Origin of the sequence: Bacteroides faecalis (assembly GCF_003865075.1) — a bacterium.
In the GTDB taxonomy this organism is placed as follows: Bacteria; Bacteroidota; Bacteroidia; order Bacteroidales; family Bacteroidaceae; genus Bacteroides; species Bacteroides faecalis.
The window spans coordinates 365,398-384,673 of sequence record NZ_BHWB01000001.1 but is presented as its reverse complement, the minus strand read 5'-3'; the positions used below and the strand labels follow the sequence as shown (position 1 = coordinate 384,673).

12 protein-coding genes and 2 pseudogenes are annotated in these 19,276 nt (G+C 37.1%); 6 read left to right on the top strand and 8 right to left on the bottom strand.

Going from position 1 to position 19,276, the window contains the following annotated elements; genetic code table 11:
* Nucleotides 1-377: 377 nt before the first annotated feature.
* Nucleotides 378-1,598: a hypothetical protein gene (locus tag EJF25_RS01430; protein WP_125039707.1), complete on the top strand. Its 1,221-nt coding sequence runs from the start codon at nt 378-380 to the stop codon at nt 1,596-1,598.
* Between the two features lie 328 nt (nt 1,599-1,926).
* Here the strand turns inward: EJF25_RS01430 and EJF25_RS01425 are convergent, their stop codons facing one another.
* Nucleotides 1,927-4,032: a beta-galactosidase gene (locus EJF25_RS01425; RefSeq protein ID WP_125039706.1), complete on the bottom strand. Its 2,106-nt coding sequence runs from the start codon at nt 4,030-4,032 to the stop codon at nt 1,927-1,929.
* Nucleotides 4,033-4,207: 175 nt separating this feature from the next.
* Here EJF25_RS01425 and EJF25_RS01420 point away from each other — a divergent pair.
* Nucleotides 4,208-4,516 (top strand): annotated as a pseudogene (locus tag EJF25_RS01420) (EamA family transporter); the annotation flags it as partial.
* 233 nt (nt 4,517-4,749) lie between these two features.
* Here EJF25_RS01420 and EJF25_RS01415 read toward each other — a convergent pair.
* From EJF25_RS01415 to EJF25_RS25305, 5 genes are read right to left on the bottom strand one after another with little or no spacing between them, the layout of a single operon-like run.
* On the bottom strand, nt 4,750-5,373 hold the full coding sequence (locus EJF25_RS01415; protein ID WP_125039705.1) for a hypothetical protein: 624 nt from the start codon (nt 5,371-5,373) through the stop codon (nt 4,750-4,752).
* Nucleotides 5,374-5,390: 17 nt separating this feature from the next.
* Nucleotides 5,391-6,443, bottom strand: coding sequence for a DUF5675 family protein (locus EJF25_RS01410; RefSeq protein ID WP_125039704.1), 1,053 nt, complete (start codon nt 6,441-6,443; stop codon nt 5,391-5,393).
* Nucleotide 6,444: 1 nt separating this feature from the next.
* Nucleotides 6,445-7,371: a hypothetical protein gene (locus EJF25_RS01405; protein WP_125039703.1), complete on the bottom strand. Its 927-nt coding sequence runs from the start codon at nt 7,369-7,371 to the stop codon at nt 6,445-6,447.
* Nucleotides 7,372-7,376: 5 nt separating this feature from the next.
* Nucleotides 7,377-8,552, bottom strand: coding sequence for a hypothetical protein (locus EJF25_RS25310; RefSeq protein WP_235016667.1), 1,176 nt, complete (start codon nt 8,550-8,552; stop codon nt 7,377-7,379).
* Nucleotides 8,465-9,229 carry a glycosyltransferase family A protein gene (locus EJF25_RS25305; protein WP_235016666.1) on the bottom strand — a complete coding sequence of 255 codons (765 nt, stop codon included), beginning with the start codon at nt 9,227-9,229 and terminating at the stop codon, nt 8,465-8,467. Before EJF25_RS25305 ends, EJF25_RS25310 begins: the two co-directional genes overlap by 88 nt.
* Before the next feature lie 437 nt (nt 9,230-9,666).
* Between EJF25_RS25305 and EJF25_RS01395 the strand changes: the two genes are divergently transcribed.
* From EJF25_RS01395 to mutS, 4 genes and pseudogenes are all read left to right on the top strand, one after another.
* The gene (locus EJF25_RS01395) at nt 9,667-10,542 is read left to right on the top strand and encodes a DMT family transporter (protein ID WP_125039702.1); all 876 of its coding nucleotides are present in this window, start codon (nt 9,667-9,669) and stop codon (nt 10,540-10,542) included.
* Between the two features lie 164 nt (nt 10,543-10,706).
* Entirely contained in the window at nt 10,707-12,311 is a 1,605-nt protein-coding gene (locus EJF25_RS01390; protein ID WP_235016665.1) for an exo-alpha-sialidase, read from the top strand.
* Between the two features lie 107 nt (nt 12,312-12,418).
* Nucleotides 12,419-13,931, top strand: a pseudogene (locus EJF25_RS01385) (zinc-dependent metalloprotease); the annotation flags it as partial.
* A gap of 726 nt (nt 13,932-14,657) precedes the next feature.
* The gene (gene mutS / locus EJF25_RS01375) at nt 14,658-17,246 is read left to right on the top strand and encodes a DNA mismatch repair protein MutS (protein WP_125039908.1); all 2,589 of its coding nucleotides are present in this window, start codon (nt 14,658-14,660) and stop codon (nt 17,244-17,246) included.
* Nucleotides 17,247-17,439: 193 nt separating this feature from the next.
* On the opposite strand, the gene lgt is transcribed toward mutS, so the two are convergent.
* Both lgt and EJF25_RS01365 read right to left on the bottom strand, forming a co-directional pair.
* Nucleotides 17,440-18,285 carry a prolipoprotein diacylglyceryl transferase gene (lgt, locus tag EJF25_RS01370; protein ID WP_125039700.1) on the bottom strand — a complete coding sequence of 282 codons (846 nt, stop codon included), beginning with the start codon at nt 18,283-18,285 and terminating at the stop codon, nt 17,440-17,442.
* Nucleotides 18,286-18,312: 27 nt separating this feature from the next.
* On the bottom strand, nt 18,313-19,224 hold the full coding sequence (locus EJF25_RS01365; RefSeq protein WP_125039699.1) for a ketopantoate reductase family protein: 912 nt from the start codon (nt 19,222-19,224) through the stop codon (nt 18,313-18,315).
* Between the last annotated feature and the right edge of the window lie 52 nt (nt 19,225-19,276).

Sequence of the window (19,276 nt, the reverse complement as noted above, 5' to 3'; positions counted from 1 at the left end):
TGTACTAAATGGACTTTTAGTTTGGTTATCCCATATTTATTTGTATATTTGGACAAATTAAAGTGAAAGTACAACACATAAAAGTTAGAATATAAAATTTCAATAGGTGATCTGTAATTGCATTATTAGGATAACTAATGGGAGAGAAACTGTGAAGGTTTTCTCCCATTGCCATTTTTACTCCTGACATCAGGATATGGAAAGGTCAGAGAATTATCAAACTTTGCCCTGTTAAATAATATTGCCTGCGTGATTGATAAATTTATCGTTAAATGCTTGCAGATATTCTGAAGTTTTACGAATATTGTACATTAATCGTGTGTACAATGACTGATTATTAGAAGATTGACTGTTTTTAAATAAATAATTTTATACTTATGAAAGCACATTGCTATTTCTTTATTTTATTCCTTTTATTAGTATTTACTGTAAGTGCGAATAACAATAAAAGTATTCAGGAATTTGGAGTATTACCGGAAAACACTCCGGAACTGAACCGGGGTAATCTACAAAAAGCGATTGACTGGGCTACGTCTACTGGAGCTGCTTTGTGGGTAGAACCTGTTGCCGGTGGTTATCCGGTAGCAGGAGGAATCCGTTTAAAGAAAAATGTCTCTCTGATGGGGGTACATGGACCTACCGGAAGAGGAACCCTACATCCCGAAAAGGCTGAACCTGTGGGTTCATTGTTTAAAATCACAGATAAATCCCAACCGTTCATTATAGTAGAATCAGCGACTCAAATTCGTGGAATTCAATTCTGGTATCCGGAGCAGTCTCATACTGACTCTTCCAAGATTATCACTTATCCGGCTACCATACAAGTGGATGTAAACCAGAATGTGCAAGGAGTTACGCTTTCTTGCCTTACCTTTTATGGCGAATACGTAGCGATGGACTTTTGTTCTACTGGAAAGAATATCAATGAGCAAATCTTGTTCGAACATTGTTATGGTTATCCTTTGAGCGGAGAATTTATCAAAATTGATTATTGCTATGATATTCCCCGGATATTGCATTGCCATATTAATCCTGCTAATATGCGTGAATTCGGACGTTCGTTCAGTCGTGATGTGATAGATGCTGTAATTGCCCGCAAAAGCTTTGCGTATGCGATTAATCATACGGATAATGCTCAAATGATGGATGTGTTTACTTTCGGAACATATGGTGGAGCCTGGCTGGGGCCGGAAACGTATGGACAACTGACCAATTTTAATTTTGATTGTGTGACGATCGGTATTCATAAAATGGGTACACAAAACAAAAACAGAAATTGGCAGATTGCTCAAGGATCTATCATTGCAAATACCGGAGCGACTATAGAAGAGATTCATCCGTTTGTAATCGAAGGTGAAGGACATACGGCGATTTTGAATGTAGAGGCTTTCTCGGGTAAGAATGCTGCCCTTACGGATATCGGTGAGTCTTTTGATTATATGCTGGTGAAAGGAGACAAGCGGCTGACTGTTTCCTTGGTAGGTTGCCGGATGAGGAATTATGTTTCAGACCAACCTTTTACGATTCAGAATCCACAGGCTCGTATACAGGCTGTTGCTTGTATTGATAAAAAGGAGGAGTTTTATAACTTTCCGTAAAAAGTATATTCTAAAGTTTACTAGTGATTCTAGGTTGTTTAATAGTTACGAGTTACCAGTCTCTTTAACCGACTGATAACTCGTAAACCGTCCTTTATTAGATGAGGACAAGTTAAGTCTTAACAGAGAGTAACTTTTCTGTTAATGTTTGAGGACTAAACTAATAGATTATATGGGGTATGAAAAGGATTAATTGGGAAATTGATACGTGATAAATCAGATGATGGGTTTAAAATCAACCTATCACCACTTGTAGCACTATGAATAAAAGGATATGGAAGAGTGGCAATAGGTTGAAAAAGAAAATGTTATTTTTAATGGTGGAAGATTACTCAGTCCATACCGCAACTCCGGCAGGCTCCAGGCAGGCACTTCCTATCATTATTTTTGCGGATGCCGGAATGTTTATAGTCTGAGTATCGGAAGTATAATTCAAAGCAATATGGAAACCGTCCCTCCATTCCAATAAAACACCTGTCGGCAAGTCTTCTATACCTACATTTGCTTCCCGGTAGATACGTTGCATGACTGCTTTTTCCAATTTTCCATCATCTGTGTCTACACCAATGTAGGTAACAGTTCCTCTACCCAACTTGCGATGAGTAACCGCAGCAGAATTTTTATAGAATTGGTCGGCATAACTTCCCCAAATCTCAGTACCTTCATTTACTGTCATGACATCTCCCCAGTTATTCCAGCCGTAAGATTCACCGTTAAAGTTGATATGCCCCCAATAGTCAGAAGGTAAATGGTCAAAAAACAGATTGTTTATTCCAACCAACTCATGGATAGGAGCAGCAAAAGAATCTTCCCACAATTGTGCTTCCCGGTTTTTCTGTCCGGTACGGCAAGTCAGAATCAAATGTCCGCCTTGCTTTACATATTCTTTCCAACGTTCAACTAACTTATTGTCGAGCAACTGGTAAGCAGGAGCCAGTAAAAATGGATAACGGGTAAAGTCCTCCTCTTCGGAAATCACATCTACAGGAGCAGCAAATGATTTCAGCAATTTATAATATTTATGTACGTGCCCCATCGTATTCCATTGATTAGTCTGTGGCTGAAAATTCATTTCAATATTATTATCCATTGTAAACATCATACCGATACGGCGGGAAGCAATGGATGCAGGTATCTGATTATCTTTATTGTAGGCAGCACGTAACTTATCCATTTCACTGATGGTTTGCTTATATTCCAATCCACCGGGTGACAAGCTCACTCCATCTGTCTGCATCAAACCGTAATGATATTGTTCGCTTCCTTTTAACGGTTGGCGGAAACGGTAATTACATACAAACTTACCGCCACCGGCAAATACATGATACATCCACAACCGAATGGCACCGGGTAGAGGTTGGGGATTGTAAATACCCCAATTCACCTGGCCGGGCTGTAATTCCATTACTCCGAACTGTTTTCCTGTGTAATTACGGAATAAGTCATTAGGGAATCCAAGACTTTCAATGTTACTGATACGGAATCCTTGCTCTCCGTAGCCTCTTTCATATCCGGTGACGGGGTAACGGGTATAAGTGGTAAAATCCAGATGATCCATACGTGCCGGATCTACGGGATAAAATACCGGTATGATATTGGAAGTCACCCATTGATTTTTTCCAATGTATTTATGCAAAATATCTGCTTGCATATTTACAAAGTCTGCAACTTCGTTTGCCATGAAACGGTTGTAGTCAAGTATGGCATGAGGGTTTGCTTTTTCTATCAGTTCACCACTGTTAGGAATACGTATCTGGTCAAAGTTCTGATATTTCTCACTCCAGAATGCAGTTCCCCACGTTTCATTCAGTTTATTGATAGTCGAATACTTGTTTTTCAGCCAGATACGGAATTGTTTTTGAGCGTTGTCGCTATAGTCCATTTTTCCATAATGTCCGGGTTCATTGTCTATTTGCCAGCCTATCACTGCGGGGTGATTTCCGTAACGTTGTGCCAATCTTGTGACGATATTCTTTACATAATCTCTATAAACAGAGCTACTCCATGAGGCGTGTTGCCGACGACCATGACGGATAGACACTCCCATTTCATTAGCCATCAACACATCCGGGTGCTTCTCAGTAAGCCATACCGGTGGAGTGGAGCTGGGAGTACATAATACCACTTTTAATCCATATTTTTCTGCCAAAGCTACGGATTTATCTAGCCATTCGAAATTATATTTTCCTTCTTCCGGTTCCAGTTCAGCCCAGGCAAATTCTGCAAAGTGAGTAAAATCGATACCTATTTCTGACATATTCTTCAGGTCGCGTTCCCATTGTGAAGGATTCCATTGTTCGGGATAGTAGTAGGAACCAAATGTCATCAAGTCTTTATCAGGAAAAAAGTTTGTTGCTGATTGGCACCAGAGAGTTCCGGTAATGATTGATAAACTTAGGGTACTAATCCATCTTTTAATTTTTTGAATGCACATTTCTATTAGATTTAGTTATAAACAATGTTTTTTACATTGCAAATATACGTAGGAGTAGTCTTTTATAATATCAGAATAATCCCAAATAATGTAATTATCGTTTCAATATTCTTTTATAACGCATTATATATTCGTGATTCCCTCGTATCTTTGCATCATCTTTAAAGCCACAAGTATGAAATTCAAGCATGGATACTATCACCTGGTTGCAATATTGACTGTCTCTATTTGGGGATTGACTTTTATATCCACCAAAATATTGATTCAACATGGATTGACTCCGCAGGAAGTCTTTTTCTATCGTTTTCTTATTGCTTATATAGGTATTTGGTTTATTTCTCCCCGCCGGCTTTTCACCAATAGTTGGAAAGATGAACTTTGGTTGATGGCAGGAGGTATCTTTGGCGGTTCTCTTTACTTTTTTACAGAGAACACAGCGTTAGAGATTACGCAGGCTTCGAATGTGTCTTTTATTATCTGTACGGTTTCCTTTACTCATTACCATTTACCATTCATAGAAGTTTAACTTGCAAAACTTCTATGAATGGTACTTTCCATAATATTGGGCTATAATCATCAGACAAGCTGGATTACAATCTTTTTGTACTTATCTGAAACTCATGTAAAAAATATTAAATAACATCTTGTTATTACTGTATTAGGCTATAATCTGGGTTAAAACTGTATGATTTACATTCATAAAGCTTATTTTTTATTTTATTCCAGATATCCCCAACTTACCAAATTTATTCCACCACTAAAATATTTATGGGCACCAATCATATTTTGTACTACTGTTGGATAAATTTCTTCATACTGTTTTTTGAGTTTTTTTAACTCGACTATATCTACTTCTTCTGGATATGGTGCCCACCAATAAAATGCCCAAAATTCAAATTGGTGTCCAGGTTTCAATTTATTGATCATATTAAAAATACAATTTGACATTACTTGCATTTTTTGTGACAATAATGATTTTAAATAACTAGGAGCGTCCGCATCATCTCTTCCACCAATAGCTAAATAAACTAATTTCTTGCAATACGTATCTTCAGGAATTACATTCAATTTACCAAAGGCTTCCACTTGTTTATAAGCTAGATGATATTGTGCGTTCTTTTTCTTATCCTTTGAGCTGTCTTCATAATATTGATAAGTAGTAATATATTCCATCCAGTTATTAGGAAATGCTTTGAAATATGCTTCTTGATTTTCACGATTATCCGAAACTATCAGATTGTTGTAAGCTTTATTTAGCTTCACTGTATCTACAGGAACATACTGAGCATAAATGCTATTTGTCGCTATCAAAACAAATATAGTTAGTAAAATATTTTTCATTTCAAGTATATTTTTGATTAAAGTGTTATACTAATAGTAATCCTTCCATCTCCACCATAATTATTAAGAAGATTATTGAGCTGTTCTAATTTATCATTGCTCCCTGAAACTTCGTATTCCTTTGTTGAAGGATTGAAATGCCCAGATTCTCCTGTAAGTAAACAGCCCTCTGAATTTTTATATGTATTTCCATTGTGAATTATAATTTCACTTCTTCCTTCAACTCCTGCAACTTCATAGTATCCAGGCACACCATGAAGTGAACTTTTTTCTACATTATAAACTCCCGGTGATATAGCAGTTTTTGATCCATTTACAGTGCAAAGATCATAATCAAAACCACGTTCAAGAAATACTCCTTCCACCGTAGAAATAATATCTCCCGCTTCATTATATGCGTAAGCAGTAAAACTACTAAGAGTTGTTTTATCCTCATACTGAAGTCTATTAACAACTATATTCACGCCATTGTTTTGAACAGGTGTGACTCCAGTACCAGTGTTGGGACTTGATATTATCGGTACTTCTGTTGCCTCACGACCTACATAATTGAAACCTGATACATATCCTCCCATCCATTTTCCATCATTCCATAGTTGAAAAAAATCAGATTGAGATACTGGATAAGCAGGGTCACCATACCGAACCCAAGAACCAGTATAAAGGGAGTTACCGTAGTCTACCGAAGTGGCATACATTCCTACATATCCAATATTTTCAACAAATCCTCCAAGCCAATTATCATTCCTGACTAAAAAGTTATAATCCTCTATCGTAATTGGATTACTTTTTTTACCATATCCGTTGTGTGGATCATCTTCATACATTCCAGAGCCACTTAAAGCTCCTGAATTGCTAGAATCCCAAAAATCGTTATATGAAGATCCGTAGCTACCAGAAGTATCTTCCCGACTTCGTGTCCAGTGATAATTACCTTCAAGGTCATAATAACCAATACCATAATCATCAAAATATCCACCGCCAACAATTGCTCGTTGTTCTTCTTCACTTAAAACTCTGAACTGAGTTTTCAATGCGTCAAAGCTGTTTTCTGTTAGTTTCTTTCTCATGTTAGAATTGTTTTAGATTTGATTTCAATAAAGCGCTACCTAATCCTGCTAAACCTTTTTGAAATAGAAAGCCATCAAGAGTTAAATTTTTTTGTTTTAAGTCTATAAAATTGCTAATTTGCTGAATAGAAGGAAGATCTGTTAAAACTGTACCCAAATAGATCTCTTGCATCCTCGCTGTGTGTATATATCTTTCTGTACAATCAGTAAAATCAATTATTTTGGGAAATTTGAATAAACAAATATAATTCCATCTTGATAAATACATTGTTTCTATACTTTTCATCAATTGGTTGAAAATTAATATATCAGTTACATCGTAAAGGCCTTGTTCTATAATTTTATTTAAAATATTTGGTAATAAAATTCTAATATATTCTACTCTATCAGAATATTCCTTCCGTTTATCAATTGTAATCAGAAAATATAAAATAGAATTTATATGATAAAGTGAAATCTTTCCATGATAATTTCGTAATCCATCTTCGCAAATTTTTAAAATTTTATCTATTTGTTCTAACAAATATGGTTTATCTGGATTATTTTTTAATCTTTCTACCAAATAAATGGCATGTCCAAAGAGTGATGTCTCCGGATTGCATGCTATCCGAGCAAAAACTTTCTTATCTACACTTTGTAGAACAGTATCAGGATCTCCATCTACTAGATTTTCTCTTAATAAACGGCTTACAATCCATCCAATGCCTGTTAATCCATGTTCAAAATCGTTTGAAAGTCCATTTGAAGCTTTTAACACCATATCTAGTAAATTACTAGCATAATCACTGTAATATTCATTTTCTGAATAATATGAATAACTATATAGGTAACGGATAATACCAGTTCTTCCAATATAAAGACCATTATTATTGACATGGTAGCTATATAAAATCAGTGTATTAGCTATTCGTTGCAAATTACTTTTCATAATATTTATAAATTATGTTTGAACGAACTGATAACCTCTCTGAAAAAGTGGATTAAGGAAGGTACATGATGATCAAAAGTAAATTCCATACGATGTTTTTTTACATTTTTTTCAATACATTCCATTAGCTTTTTATCTTTTAATTGTGGTATTAATTCACTAATTGTATTGTAATATATTCCCATTTTATATTTTTCTATATAATTCTTCATAGCCATAATATGATTCATATTCAATTTTTGAATCATAGGTATACCTGCTGCCGCCAGTGTATTGATGCGTGCAGGCAGATTCAAGTCTGACCAAATAGCACGTAACAAAGATTGTTCATTATTGCTGTCAATGCTATGTAACCACCCAGCATCATATTGAGAAAATTCTGTAACCCATTGCAACTGTGAACAATGGTTGTGTACATGAAAATGATTGGAAGCTATCTTGCGATATTTACATGTGATCATCTCTTCTGAAATGTGATTCTCATTATAAACGTGTATATGAATGTTATGATCGGCTAATATTTTCAATTCATTTGGAGATAATCCGATCATTCTACCAACGACAACCGTATGTACAGCTCCGTCGGAAGCTGAAAGCTTTTTAGAGAATTTACTGTTAAGAAAACAATTAGCTTTAGGCAAATCACCGTCAAGCACATAAGTTTGAGTTGTTTTTATATGTTGTGGAACAAACAACTCAAACCAATCTTTAATTTCCTTATTTAGATAAATTTTACCATCAGCATATGTATATAAATCTATTAATTTACTCCACAATCCTATCTTCAATGCCTCATGTGGCCCCTCCTTAAAGTGCCAAACAAATGGAATACCAATATTAGACTTTAAAACTTCATGGGCTATATCAATAGCTCCCGTACTTAATTGTGCATAAATAATATCTGGTTTTATTTCTTTTACCCTATTTTTCCAACAATTATAGGGGATATCCTCAATGTGTCCAAATGGAAGTGGACCGACTGTAGAAAAACAAAATCGTGGCTTCGACCATAATCCATACAAACGATGTCCCGCTTCCTCAAAAGCGTATATCCGTTCCGAATTATATGCTAATTCACCAACAAGTAATATCTTCAAGGAATCTTTACAGCAAGGTATCTCTTTGCGATAAGGTTCATATATTTTAGGTTCATCAATCGTTTTATAGTTTGTAGCACGCATACGAATTGGATGTTGTACATTGTAATATTGTCTATATTTATTCCTCCACCATACATTTCACCAATGATTTTATGTCGTTGGTCTGGATGATTCGTCCATTCACATGTTACTCTATCTGTAGAAACAAAAATTCCCTTATCCGTTAGTTTTCTCCAAAAAGTAAAAAATAAATCTTCTGACACACACTCTTCTCTCTCTATCCAACGATCATTTGTTTTTCTATGAGCTACTTGAACCATAGATAGATTATATCCTGGCCTGACTCCTATAGATTTTCTATAAACAAGTATGCCGGTACTATCAGATTCATCATATCGTACCCCGCTAAATGCTAATGTTATTTTGTCAGATTTATCTAGTTTTTGTTTTAGGGTTTCTAAATGAAAATCATCATAATAGTCATCAGATGGCAAATAAGCTATATAATCATAATTTGCCATTTCTAATGCTTGATTAACTGCATTCCCTAATCCTGTATTTAATTTATTTTTTATATATATTACTTTAGGGTCTTTCAGAAAATCAGAAATAAATTCTTCAGTTGTGTCTGTACAACCATCATTTATTATAATTAGTTCCCAATTTGAATAAGTTTGTTTTAACAAACTATTAATTGCTCTACGTATAAAAGAGGCTTGATTATATGTGGGCATTATGACAGTAAATCCTTTGACCATAATATCATTTAAAAGATAAGATTTAAAAATAAAATGAATTTTCTGCGTAAGAAAATTATTTATAAATGTATGATTTTATATCATTTATTGAGTAGATTCGTTGATATATTACAATATATTAACGATGATGATATCCAAATGAATAAGAATTAACTCTTGTTTACATTCTGTGTCGCGGGTATAACGACTTTAAAAATAAGGATATATGTATTAGTTTTGCTATCTAAAACAGAAAAGTTGGCATAACATATAGATTTACTGTTTTTTATCCATTATTTTTCGGATATCTATTTAGGGAGTATTATCCAGAAACACAGTGATGATGTCAGAAGGAAAATAATGTAACTACATACCTGATTTGAATGAACCTTTTTATGTATAACATATGCCCTAATCAATCATTTATTATTATTTTTGTTCCCTCTAATCAACAGTGTATGAAATTCAAGCATGGATACTATCATCTGGTTGCAATATTGACAGTCTCTATTTGGGGATTGACTTTTATATCCACCAAAATATTGATTCAACATGGATTGACTCCGCAGGAAATCTTTTTCTATCGTTTTCTTATTGCTTATATAGGTATTTGGTTTATTTCTCCCTGCCGGCTTTTCATCAATAGTTGGAAAGATGAACTTTGGTTAATGGCAGGAGGTATCTTTGGCGGTTCTCTTTACTTTTTTACAGAGAACACAGCGTTAGAGATTACGCAAGCTTCGAATGTGTCTTTTATTATCTGTACGGCTCCGTTGCTCACTACCATTCTTTCCTTATTGTTTTATAAAAATGAGAAAGCGACTAAAGGTTTAATTGGTGGATCATTGTTGGCATTGGTCGGGGTAGGACTTGTTGTTTTCAATGGGAGTGTAGTGCTCAAAATATCTCCTGTTGGAGATCTGCTGACTTTACTTGCAGCTTTGTCGTGGGCATTTTATAGTCTGATTATTAAGAAGATGGCAGGGCGTTATCCTACTGTATTTATTACCCGTAAGATATTCTTTTATGGAGTGCTGACCATTCTTCCTGCTTTTTGTATCCATCCGCTGCGATCTGATTTCAGTATGCTTTTGCAACCGACTGTTCTATTGAATCTGTTGTTTCTGGCAGTATTGGCTTCATTGGTTTGCTTTATTCTCTGGAATGTGGTACTGAAACAATTGGGAACAGTGAGAGCTTCTAATTATATATATCTGAATCCATTGGTGACAATGGTGGCTTCAGCATTGATATTGCAGGAACATATTACTCCGATTGCTCTGTCTGGTGCTGCTTGTATCTTGTTAGGAGTTTATCTGGCTGAAAAGAAGTAGCAAAATTGTAGAATCAAACTGTTGAAACAGGACTTTTATTAATTCTCAATATAACGAACTATGAAAACAACAAAAATATACTTATTAACCCTCATCTGTTTAAGTCTATCCGTATTGATTGCTTATGGGAATCCCCGGATGGTTCCGGAGATAAATTAGGAACTTTGTATCAACCTAAAAAAGGAAATCCAATTGACGGGGTTCGTATAGGGTGGGATTATAGTACTCTTCAACAATTGTCACCGAAAGGGGGGTATCCCCGTTCTATTCGTTTGCAAGATCATTCGGTGGTGGCAGTATACGAAGATTATACGACAGGTTATGCAATGCGACGCAGTACCGATGATGGGGTGACATGGAGTGAACCTGTCACATTATTCCATTCTCATAAATTTACGAATGAGAAAGGCAGTGCATGGATACATATTGCTAATTCGGAGATTTACCAATTGACTAATGGTGATTTGTTGGCTGCGTGTAATTATCGTCCTAAAACAGCTGAAATCGCTCCTTTTGCTATTGTAATACGCCGTAGCACAGATAATGGAGTAACATGGAGCGATCCGCAAGTGGTTTATGAAGCACAGCCACGTTTTACAGATGGTTGTTGGGAACCTTCATTTCTTCAGTTGCCCAATGGAGACGTACAAATTTACTTTGCCAATGAAGGTCCTTATATTCACTCCAATGAACAAGAAATTTCAATGCTAACTTCACAGGATAATGGTAAGTCGTGGGGAGGTTATAAAACAGTTTGTTTTCGGGCAGGAAGTCGCGACGGAATGCCGGTAAGTAAGATAGTGGGAGATGAGATTGTCTGTGTCATCGAAGATTGTGGTTTTGTTACTTTTAAACCCTATACGGTACGTACCAAAATAACAGATAACTGGTCTTTGCCTGTGTTGGCTGATTCTCCAGATCGTAGCAAAGCTCTGGCAGATACCATCGAAGACTGGATTTATATGGGTGCTCCTTATTTGGGAGTTCTCCCAACCGGTGAGACTTTGCTTTCTTATCAAGTAGATGATACTCGTCATGCTGACCAATTTGGAGATAGAGTGCCTTATAGTACTATGGAAGTGGCAATTGGTGATAAAAACGCACGTAACTTCACACGCCGTACTCGTCCATTCCCTATTGCAAAGGGGAAACATGCCATATGGCCATCAGTGGCGGTCTGGGATGCGAATACGGTAGTTGCCTTTGCTTCCGGTAATTATGGAGGAGGGGAAGCTCCTTGCTTCATTAAAGGTCATGTAATGAGAAATTTGGAAATAAAGGACGCTACAATTTCTGAATATCCCATATTCATCGGACATTACGGAAAATCCAACTTGCGTGCTGGTGTGGGGAAAGATAAAAATCATCTTTATGTTACCTGTAAGGTGAAAGACTCTGAACTCTTTTCAGGTGGAAAAGGTACGCAAACCGGAAGTGGGGTTTATCTTTATTTGGATACAACTGATAGTTGCTTGGAAGAGCCGGCAGAAGGAGTATATAAGATATGGTGCTCATATAATGGCGATGTAACTGTATGGAAAGGAAATCGCGGAAAATGGGACACTGGAAAAAAAGCTGGGATAAGAGTGGCTTCGGATATAGTGAAAGGTGGGTATGTGTTAAACTTTTCTATTCCTCTGAAAAACTCTTTTAGCAAAGAGAATATGCGAATCAGTGCTTCCTTGTCTACAAAGTCTTACATAGAAACATTGGTAAATAGCGATGAAAAAAAGTCGTGCACATGGATGAAGATGAACTTACGGCCATAAGTTGTAAATGTGGGAAAGATAAAAGGTACGGAAAAAGTGAGGATATTTAGCTCGCAAACCGATCTAATTCTTAATTTTATGATCTATATTTTAATACTATTACATTTATGAAAAAAATCTGGATTGTACTTCTAGCATTCTCTATGCTGGGAGCATCTATTTCAGCGAATGAACCTTTCTTTAAACGCAAAAAGTCGAAGAAGAAAGAAGTCGTTGAAAAAGAAAAGACACCTTATGACAAGCTATTCTTATCTGATCATTCGAAAGCTGAGGGATTTATTACTGTTCACAAAGTTAAAGAGAAAATTTATTTTGAACTTCCACTTTCATTGTTACGACGTGAGATGCTGCTGGGGTCTACAGTAACTGAAATCAGTGATAATAAAAATGCGATTATTGGCTCTAAACCGACTGAACCTATCCATTTTCGTTTTCACAAATTGAATAATAAAGTTTGTTTGTCGGCGATTCAGACAGATAATGTAAGTAATGATAAAGATGAAAGATTGAAAGCAGCCATTGAAATGAGCAATATTGATGCCATTTTGCAGGCTTTTGACATTGCTGCTTATAATAATGATAGTACGGCAATTGTCTTTGAGGTTACCGATTTTTTGTAAGTGATAACAAGTTGATGTCTCCTTTCGATAAATTCAGTGTGAATACATCGGGTGGACGTAAACGTACGACTTCTTTTCAGAGTAATCGCTCTTTTATTGATGGCTTCAAGGCATTTAAAGATAATATATCGGTCCGTAGCAGTTTGAATTATACTTATTCACTGACCGGTGGAAAAGGAGGTGATATCAAAGACGAACCTTTCACAGCGAAAGTAACACGTTCTATTGTATTGCTCGACTCTGTTCCGTATCGTCCTCGCTTGATGGATAGCAGAATCGGTATTTTCCCTACTATCAAAAAGGAATATTCTACTACTAAGCAGACAATGCGTCCTGTGTATTATGCCAATCGTTGGCGTTTGGAGCCTTCTGACCTGGAAGGATATCTGGTAGGTAAAAAAGTAACTCCCGTAAAACCAATTGTTTTTTATATAGACAGTTGTTTCCCTGAAAGTTGGAAGAAGTCTATCTTTGAAGCAGTGAATCAATGGAATCAGCCGTCTGAGAAAATTGGGTTTATACAGGCGATACAGGCAAAAGAGTTTCCGAAAGACGATCCCGAATTTGATCCTGACAATCTGAAATATTCATGTATCCGTTATGCTCCTGTTGCTATTGAGAATGCAATGGGACGGTCATGGGTTGATCCGCGTAGTGGAGAAATATTGAATGCTTCCGTATACCTGTATCATGATGTCATCAAGTTATTGAATAACTGGTTGTTTATTCAGACGGCCCAGGCGGACGAGCGCGTGCGTCATAAAATTATTCCGAGAGTGGTAATGGATGAGGCTTTGCGCTATGTTGTTTCTCATGAGGTGGGGCATTGTCTCGGATTTATGCATAATATGAGTGCTTCTTCTGTGATTCCGGTCGATTCGCTCCGGTCTCCATCGTTCACACAGAAGAATGGGATGACTACTTCCATTATGGATTATGCCCGTTTTAACTATGTGGCACAGCCGGGGGATATGGAAAAAGGGGGCGTATGATACCTCCTCATATAAGAAGCGCTTCATGGTAAAACAAAGATCCTTCATCGTATTCTGCTGATTGATAGTGAAGTATTGAAAAACATGACAGAGAAAAAAAATTTCGTTTTTGGTGAATAAGTATTATTTCTCTAAAAAAGATCTAGAAGTTTATTTATAAACATCGGAATGTTTGAAAAAAACATTGGAATAGTTGAAAATAAACTTCCCATAAATTGAAAAAGTATATGCTTAAAAAGGAGCGGTTGTTTTTTCAAGTATATCTTTCCTTCAAATAATGTACATCTCTTGTTTCCTTGTTGTACATCTTTCAAGTAACTCTAGTACTTCTTTTGTCAGGTTCCTGTACATACTTTGGGAAATAATAACTGGTAGAAAAGAATAGAAGGAAACGTATGGACATAAAAAAAGGAGCAACGCCTTGCTCCAACCTTTGTTAACCTTAAATCTAATACTATGAAAAACACATTGCAAAGGTACGGACTTCTATGATATTAGCAAATTATCCAAATAAAAAAGCATGTTTTGTAACATGTTTTAAGATATTTCTCCTGCTTATTAAGAAAAATCTCTCTTTTTATCAAAGAATTCAACATAATTTTTGAATATTGAAAAGAAGGATTCCGTTGATTCTCTGCCGGAAAACAATTATCTTTGCTCCGATATCTGAATTATTTACCTTAAAAGAAGAAAAGGAGAGAACCGTGAACGAAGAAGAAATAGTGCTTACCCCTATGATGAAACAGTTTCTGGATTTGAAGGCTAAACATCCGGATGCAGTGATGCTGTTTCGTTGCGGTGACTTTTATGAAACATATTCAACGGATGCTATTGTGGCAGCCGAGATTCTGGGAATAACACTGACAAAACGTGCTAACGGAAAAGGCAAGACAATTGAAATGGCAGGTTTCCCTCATCATGCGCTCGATACCTATCTGCCGAAACTGATTCGTGCCGGAAAGCGTGTTGCCATTTGTGACCAGTTGGAGGACCCGAAACTGACGAAAAAGTTGGTGAAACGTGGCATTACTGAGTTGGTTACTCCTGGTGTCTCTATCAATGATAATGTACTGAACTATAAAGAAAACAATTTCTTGGCTGCCGTTCATTTTGGAAAGGCTTCTTGTGGGGTGGCTTTCCTCGACATATCTACCGGTGAATTTCTTACGGCTGAGGGACCTTTTGATTATGTGGATAAACTACTGAATAACTTCGCTCCCAAAGAGGTACTTTTCGAACGAGGAAAACGTTTGATGTTTGAAGGTAACTTTGGTAGCAAGTTCTTTACCTTCGAATTGGATGATTGGGTATTTACAGAGACCACAGCCCGTGAGAAGTTATTGAAACATTTTGAAACAAAGAATTTAAAAGGCTTCGGGGTAGAACATCTGAAGAATGGTATCATTGCTTCAGGAGCTATCTTGCAATACCTGACGATGACACAGCATACACAGATCGGTCATATCACTGCGCTTTCCCGCATCGAAGAGGATAAATATGTCCGTTTGGATAAGTTTACTGTCCGAAGTCTTGAGTTGATTGGCAGTATGAACGATGGGGGTAGCAGTTTGTTAAACGTGATCGATAAGACTATCAGTCCGATGGGAGCTCGTTTGTTGAAGCGTTGGATGGTATTCCCATTGAAAGATGTAAAGCCGATTAATGACCGCTTGAATGTGGTGGAATATTTTTTTCGACAGCCTGATTTTAAGGAATTAATAGAGGAACAGTTACATTTGATTGGCGATTTGGAACGAATCATCTCGAAAGTTGCTGTAGGACGTGTGTCTCCTCGTGAGGTAGTTCAGTTGAAGGTAGCATTGCAGGCCATCGAGCCTATTAAACAGGCATGTATGGAAGCAGATAATGCAAGTCTGAATAATATTGGTGAACAGTTGAACCTTTGTGTATCTATTCGCGACCGGATTGATAAAGAGATTAAAAACGATCCGCCATTGCTGATCAATAAAGGTGGTGTGATAAAGGATGGCGTTAATGCAGAGTTGGATGATTTGCGCCGTATTTCGTTTACGGGGAAAGATTATCTGTTACAGATTCAGCAACGGGAGAGTGAACTGACCGGCATTCCTAGTCTGAAAGTGGCTTATAATAATGTGTTCGGTTACTATATTGAAGTTCGTAATATACATAAAGAAAAAGTGCCTCAGGAATGGATTCGTAAACAGACATTGGTCAATGCGGAACGTTATATTACTCAGGAACTGAAAGAGTATGAAGAAAAGATTTTGGGAGCGGAAGATAAGATTCTGGTTTTAGAAACTCAGCTTTATACAGATCTGGTACAGGCATTGACAGAATTCATTCCTCAGATACAGATCAATGCAAATCAGATTGCCCGTTTGGATTGTTTGTTGTCATTTGCCAATGTTGCTCGTGAGAATCGTTACATCCGTCCGGTGATTGAAGATAATGATGTACTGGATATCCGTCAGGGACGCCATCCGGTGATTGAAAAACAGCTACCGATAGGAGAAAAGTATATTGCAAACGATGTGATGCTGGATAATAGTACACAGCAGATTATTATCATTACAGGTCCGAACATGGCCGGTAAATCGGCACTCTTACGACAGACAGCGTTGATAACGTTGTTGGCACAAATCGGTTCTTTCGTTCCGGCAGAAAGTGCACAAATCGGATTGGTGGACAAGATATTTACCAGAGTAGGAGCCAGTGATAATATTTCAGTAGGGGAGTCTACTTTTATGGTGGAAATGAACGAAGCTGCCGATATCTTGAATAATATATCTTCCCGTAGTTTGGTTCTTTTTGATGAGTTAGGTCGTGGTACTTCTACGTATGATGGTATTTCTATTGCTTGGGCGATTGTAGAATATATCCATGAACATCCGAAGGCAAAAGCCCGGACTTTGTTTGCTACACATTATCATGAATTGAATGAGATGGAGAAATCCTTCAAACGGATCAAAAACTATAATGTGTCTGTCAAAGAGGTAGATAATAAAGTAATCTTCCTGCGTAAGTTGGAGCGCGGAGGCAGCGAACACTCTTTTGGTATTCATGTAGCAAAAATGGCGGGTATGCCAAAGAGTATTGTGAAGCGGTCCAATGAAATTCTGAAAGAACTGGAATCAGATAATCGCCAACAAGGAATTGGAGGTAAACCATTGGCTGAAGTTAGTGAAAACCGGGGAGGAATGCAATTGAGCTTTTTCCAATTGGACGATCCGATACTCTGCCAGATTCGTGATGAAATACTAAATCTGGATGTAAATAATCTGACTCCGATTGAGGCATTGAATAAGCTAAGTGATATTAAGAAGATTGTTAGAGGCAAATAAAGAGTATATCCATTTTATTGTTTACAGAATTAATGAGTATAATAGCCCCTATCTTGTCCATAGTTTCAGTATATTGGCTATCTATTACCAATATACTGGCTAACTACGGGTAATATTTTAATACATAGCTATTTGAAAGAACTTATCGTTTAGTTCTCCCTTCTTTTTTCCGGTTTTCTATGTTTATATATGTTCATCTTCCCGACACTTTTTTGCGGTCGTAAAAGAACATAAAATAAATTCCGACAATAATGAATGGAATGCTTAGCCATTGTCCCATGTTGAACATCATACCGTCTTCAAATGATTCCTGGTTTTCTTTCACAAATTCGATAAAGAAGCGGAACGTGAAGATATAAGCCAGACATAGTCCGAAGAAGAAGCCTCGGTGTAATTTCCTACTGTATTTTTTATACAAGAAAATCATGATGAAGAATAGAATCAGGTATGCAATGGCCTCATAGAGTTGTCCCGGATGACGGGGAAGCATATCTACCCGTTCGAAAACAAATGCCCAAGGCACATCTGTCGGCTTACCGATAATTTCAGAGTTCATCAAGTTTGCCAGACGAATGCAGCAGGCAGTGAGCGGGGTAGCAACTGCAATCATGTCTACTACTTCCATATAATGCATTTTCGTTTTACGGCAATATAACCAAAGTGCAATAATCAAGCCGAGTGTTCCACCATGACTGGCGAGTCCCTCATAACCTGTAAATTTCCATCCTCCACCCGGCAAGAACCGGATTGGAATAAACATTTCTATGAATCCTTTTCCACTAGTTAGATAATGGCTTGGATCATAGAACAAGCAATGTCCTAGACGGGCACCAATCAGAATACCAAAAAAACAATAGAAGAAGAGAGGATCGAATTTCTTCTCGTCTATCTTTTTGTCCCGATATTGGTAACGAACAATGAAATAAGCGCAGAAGATTCCTATTGCCCACAATATTCCATAATAACGGATAGAAATGCCGAACAGGTTGAAAAATTCGGGATTCGGATTCCAATTGATAGATAGTAATAAGGTATTCATTTTGTATATTGGTTTACAGTTTTACAATTAACGTTTAGTAAATTTCTCTGCAACCATCCGATAAGTGGGGATATTCACTCCCTGTTCTTCCGCAGTTGCAATCATATCGAATAACAAGCCTTGGATCTCGGATTCATGTCCCTTTGCCAAGTCCTTTTGCATGGACGCGGTACTTTCAGGATCGAGCTTGTCGATGACTTTCAGGTTATAACTTACTGGATCTTCTGGAAACTCAACTCCTAGTTTGCGTCCCAATTCGGAACTTTCCTTAGAAAGTCCGATAAATGTATCCCGTACTTTTCCAGGTTTCTGTACTTCGCCCATAGGGACGTCATAATAGGCTCCTGTAACAGCCATTGCTGAGATAAACGACCATTTGATAAATGTATCCCGGTTGATATCCGAAGAAATCTCAGCCTTGATACCACTGTCCTGAAGATCTTTCTGTATCGCTTCCAGAATGCCCGAAGCCACCTTAGTACCTTTATGTGCTCCATAAACCAAACGGAAAATTTTTCCCATTTGAGTGATTTCACCTGTACCGGAAACGAAGCCGACAATGTAGATACAACCATCGAGTACCGTAACACCCGGTACGAGACGCTGGATGCGTGGCCCTGTTCCATAGACATTCAGAATAGGGATAACAACCGTATTCTCATGTGAGGCTCTCTTGATAAGTTCAGTAATGGAATCGATGGAATAGCCTTTGACACAAACAAAGATAACATCTACTTTCTCATTAAACTCTTCTGCGGTTGTTGCCGGTATGGCGAGCGTATGTTCTCCTTTCAAGTCTGATTTCAGTTTCAAACCGTTTGTCTGTATGGCTTGCAGATGAGCTCCGCGAGCAATACAAGTAATATTTTTTCCGGCAAGTGACAGAAATCCTGCAATACTGCCACCGACGCCTCCGGTTCCTGCGATAAGATATTTCATGATAGATGAAGAATTAAAAATGAAGAATGATGAATTGTGGATAAACCAAGTT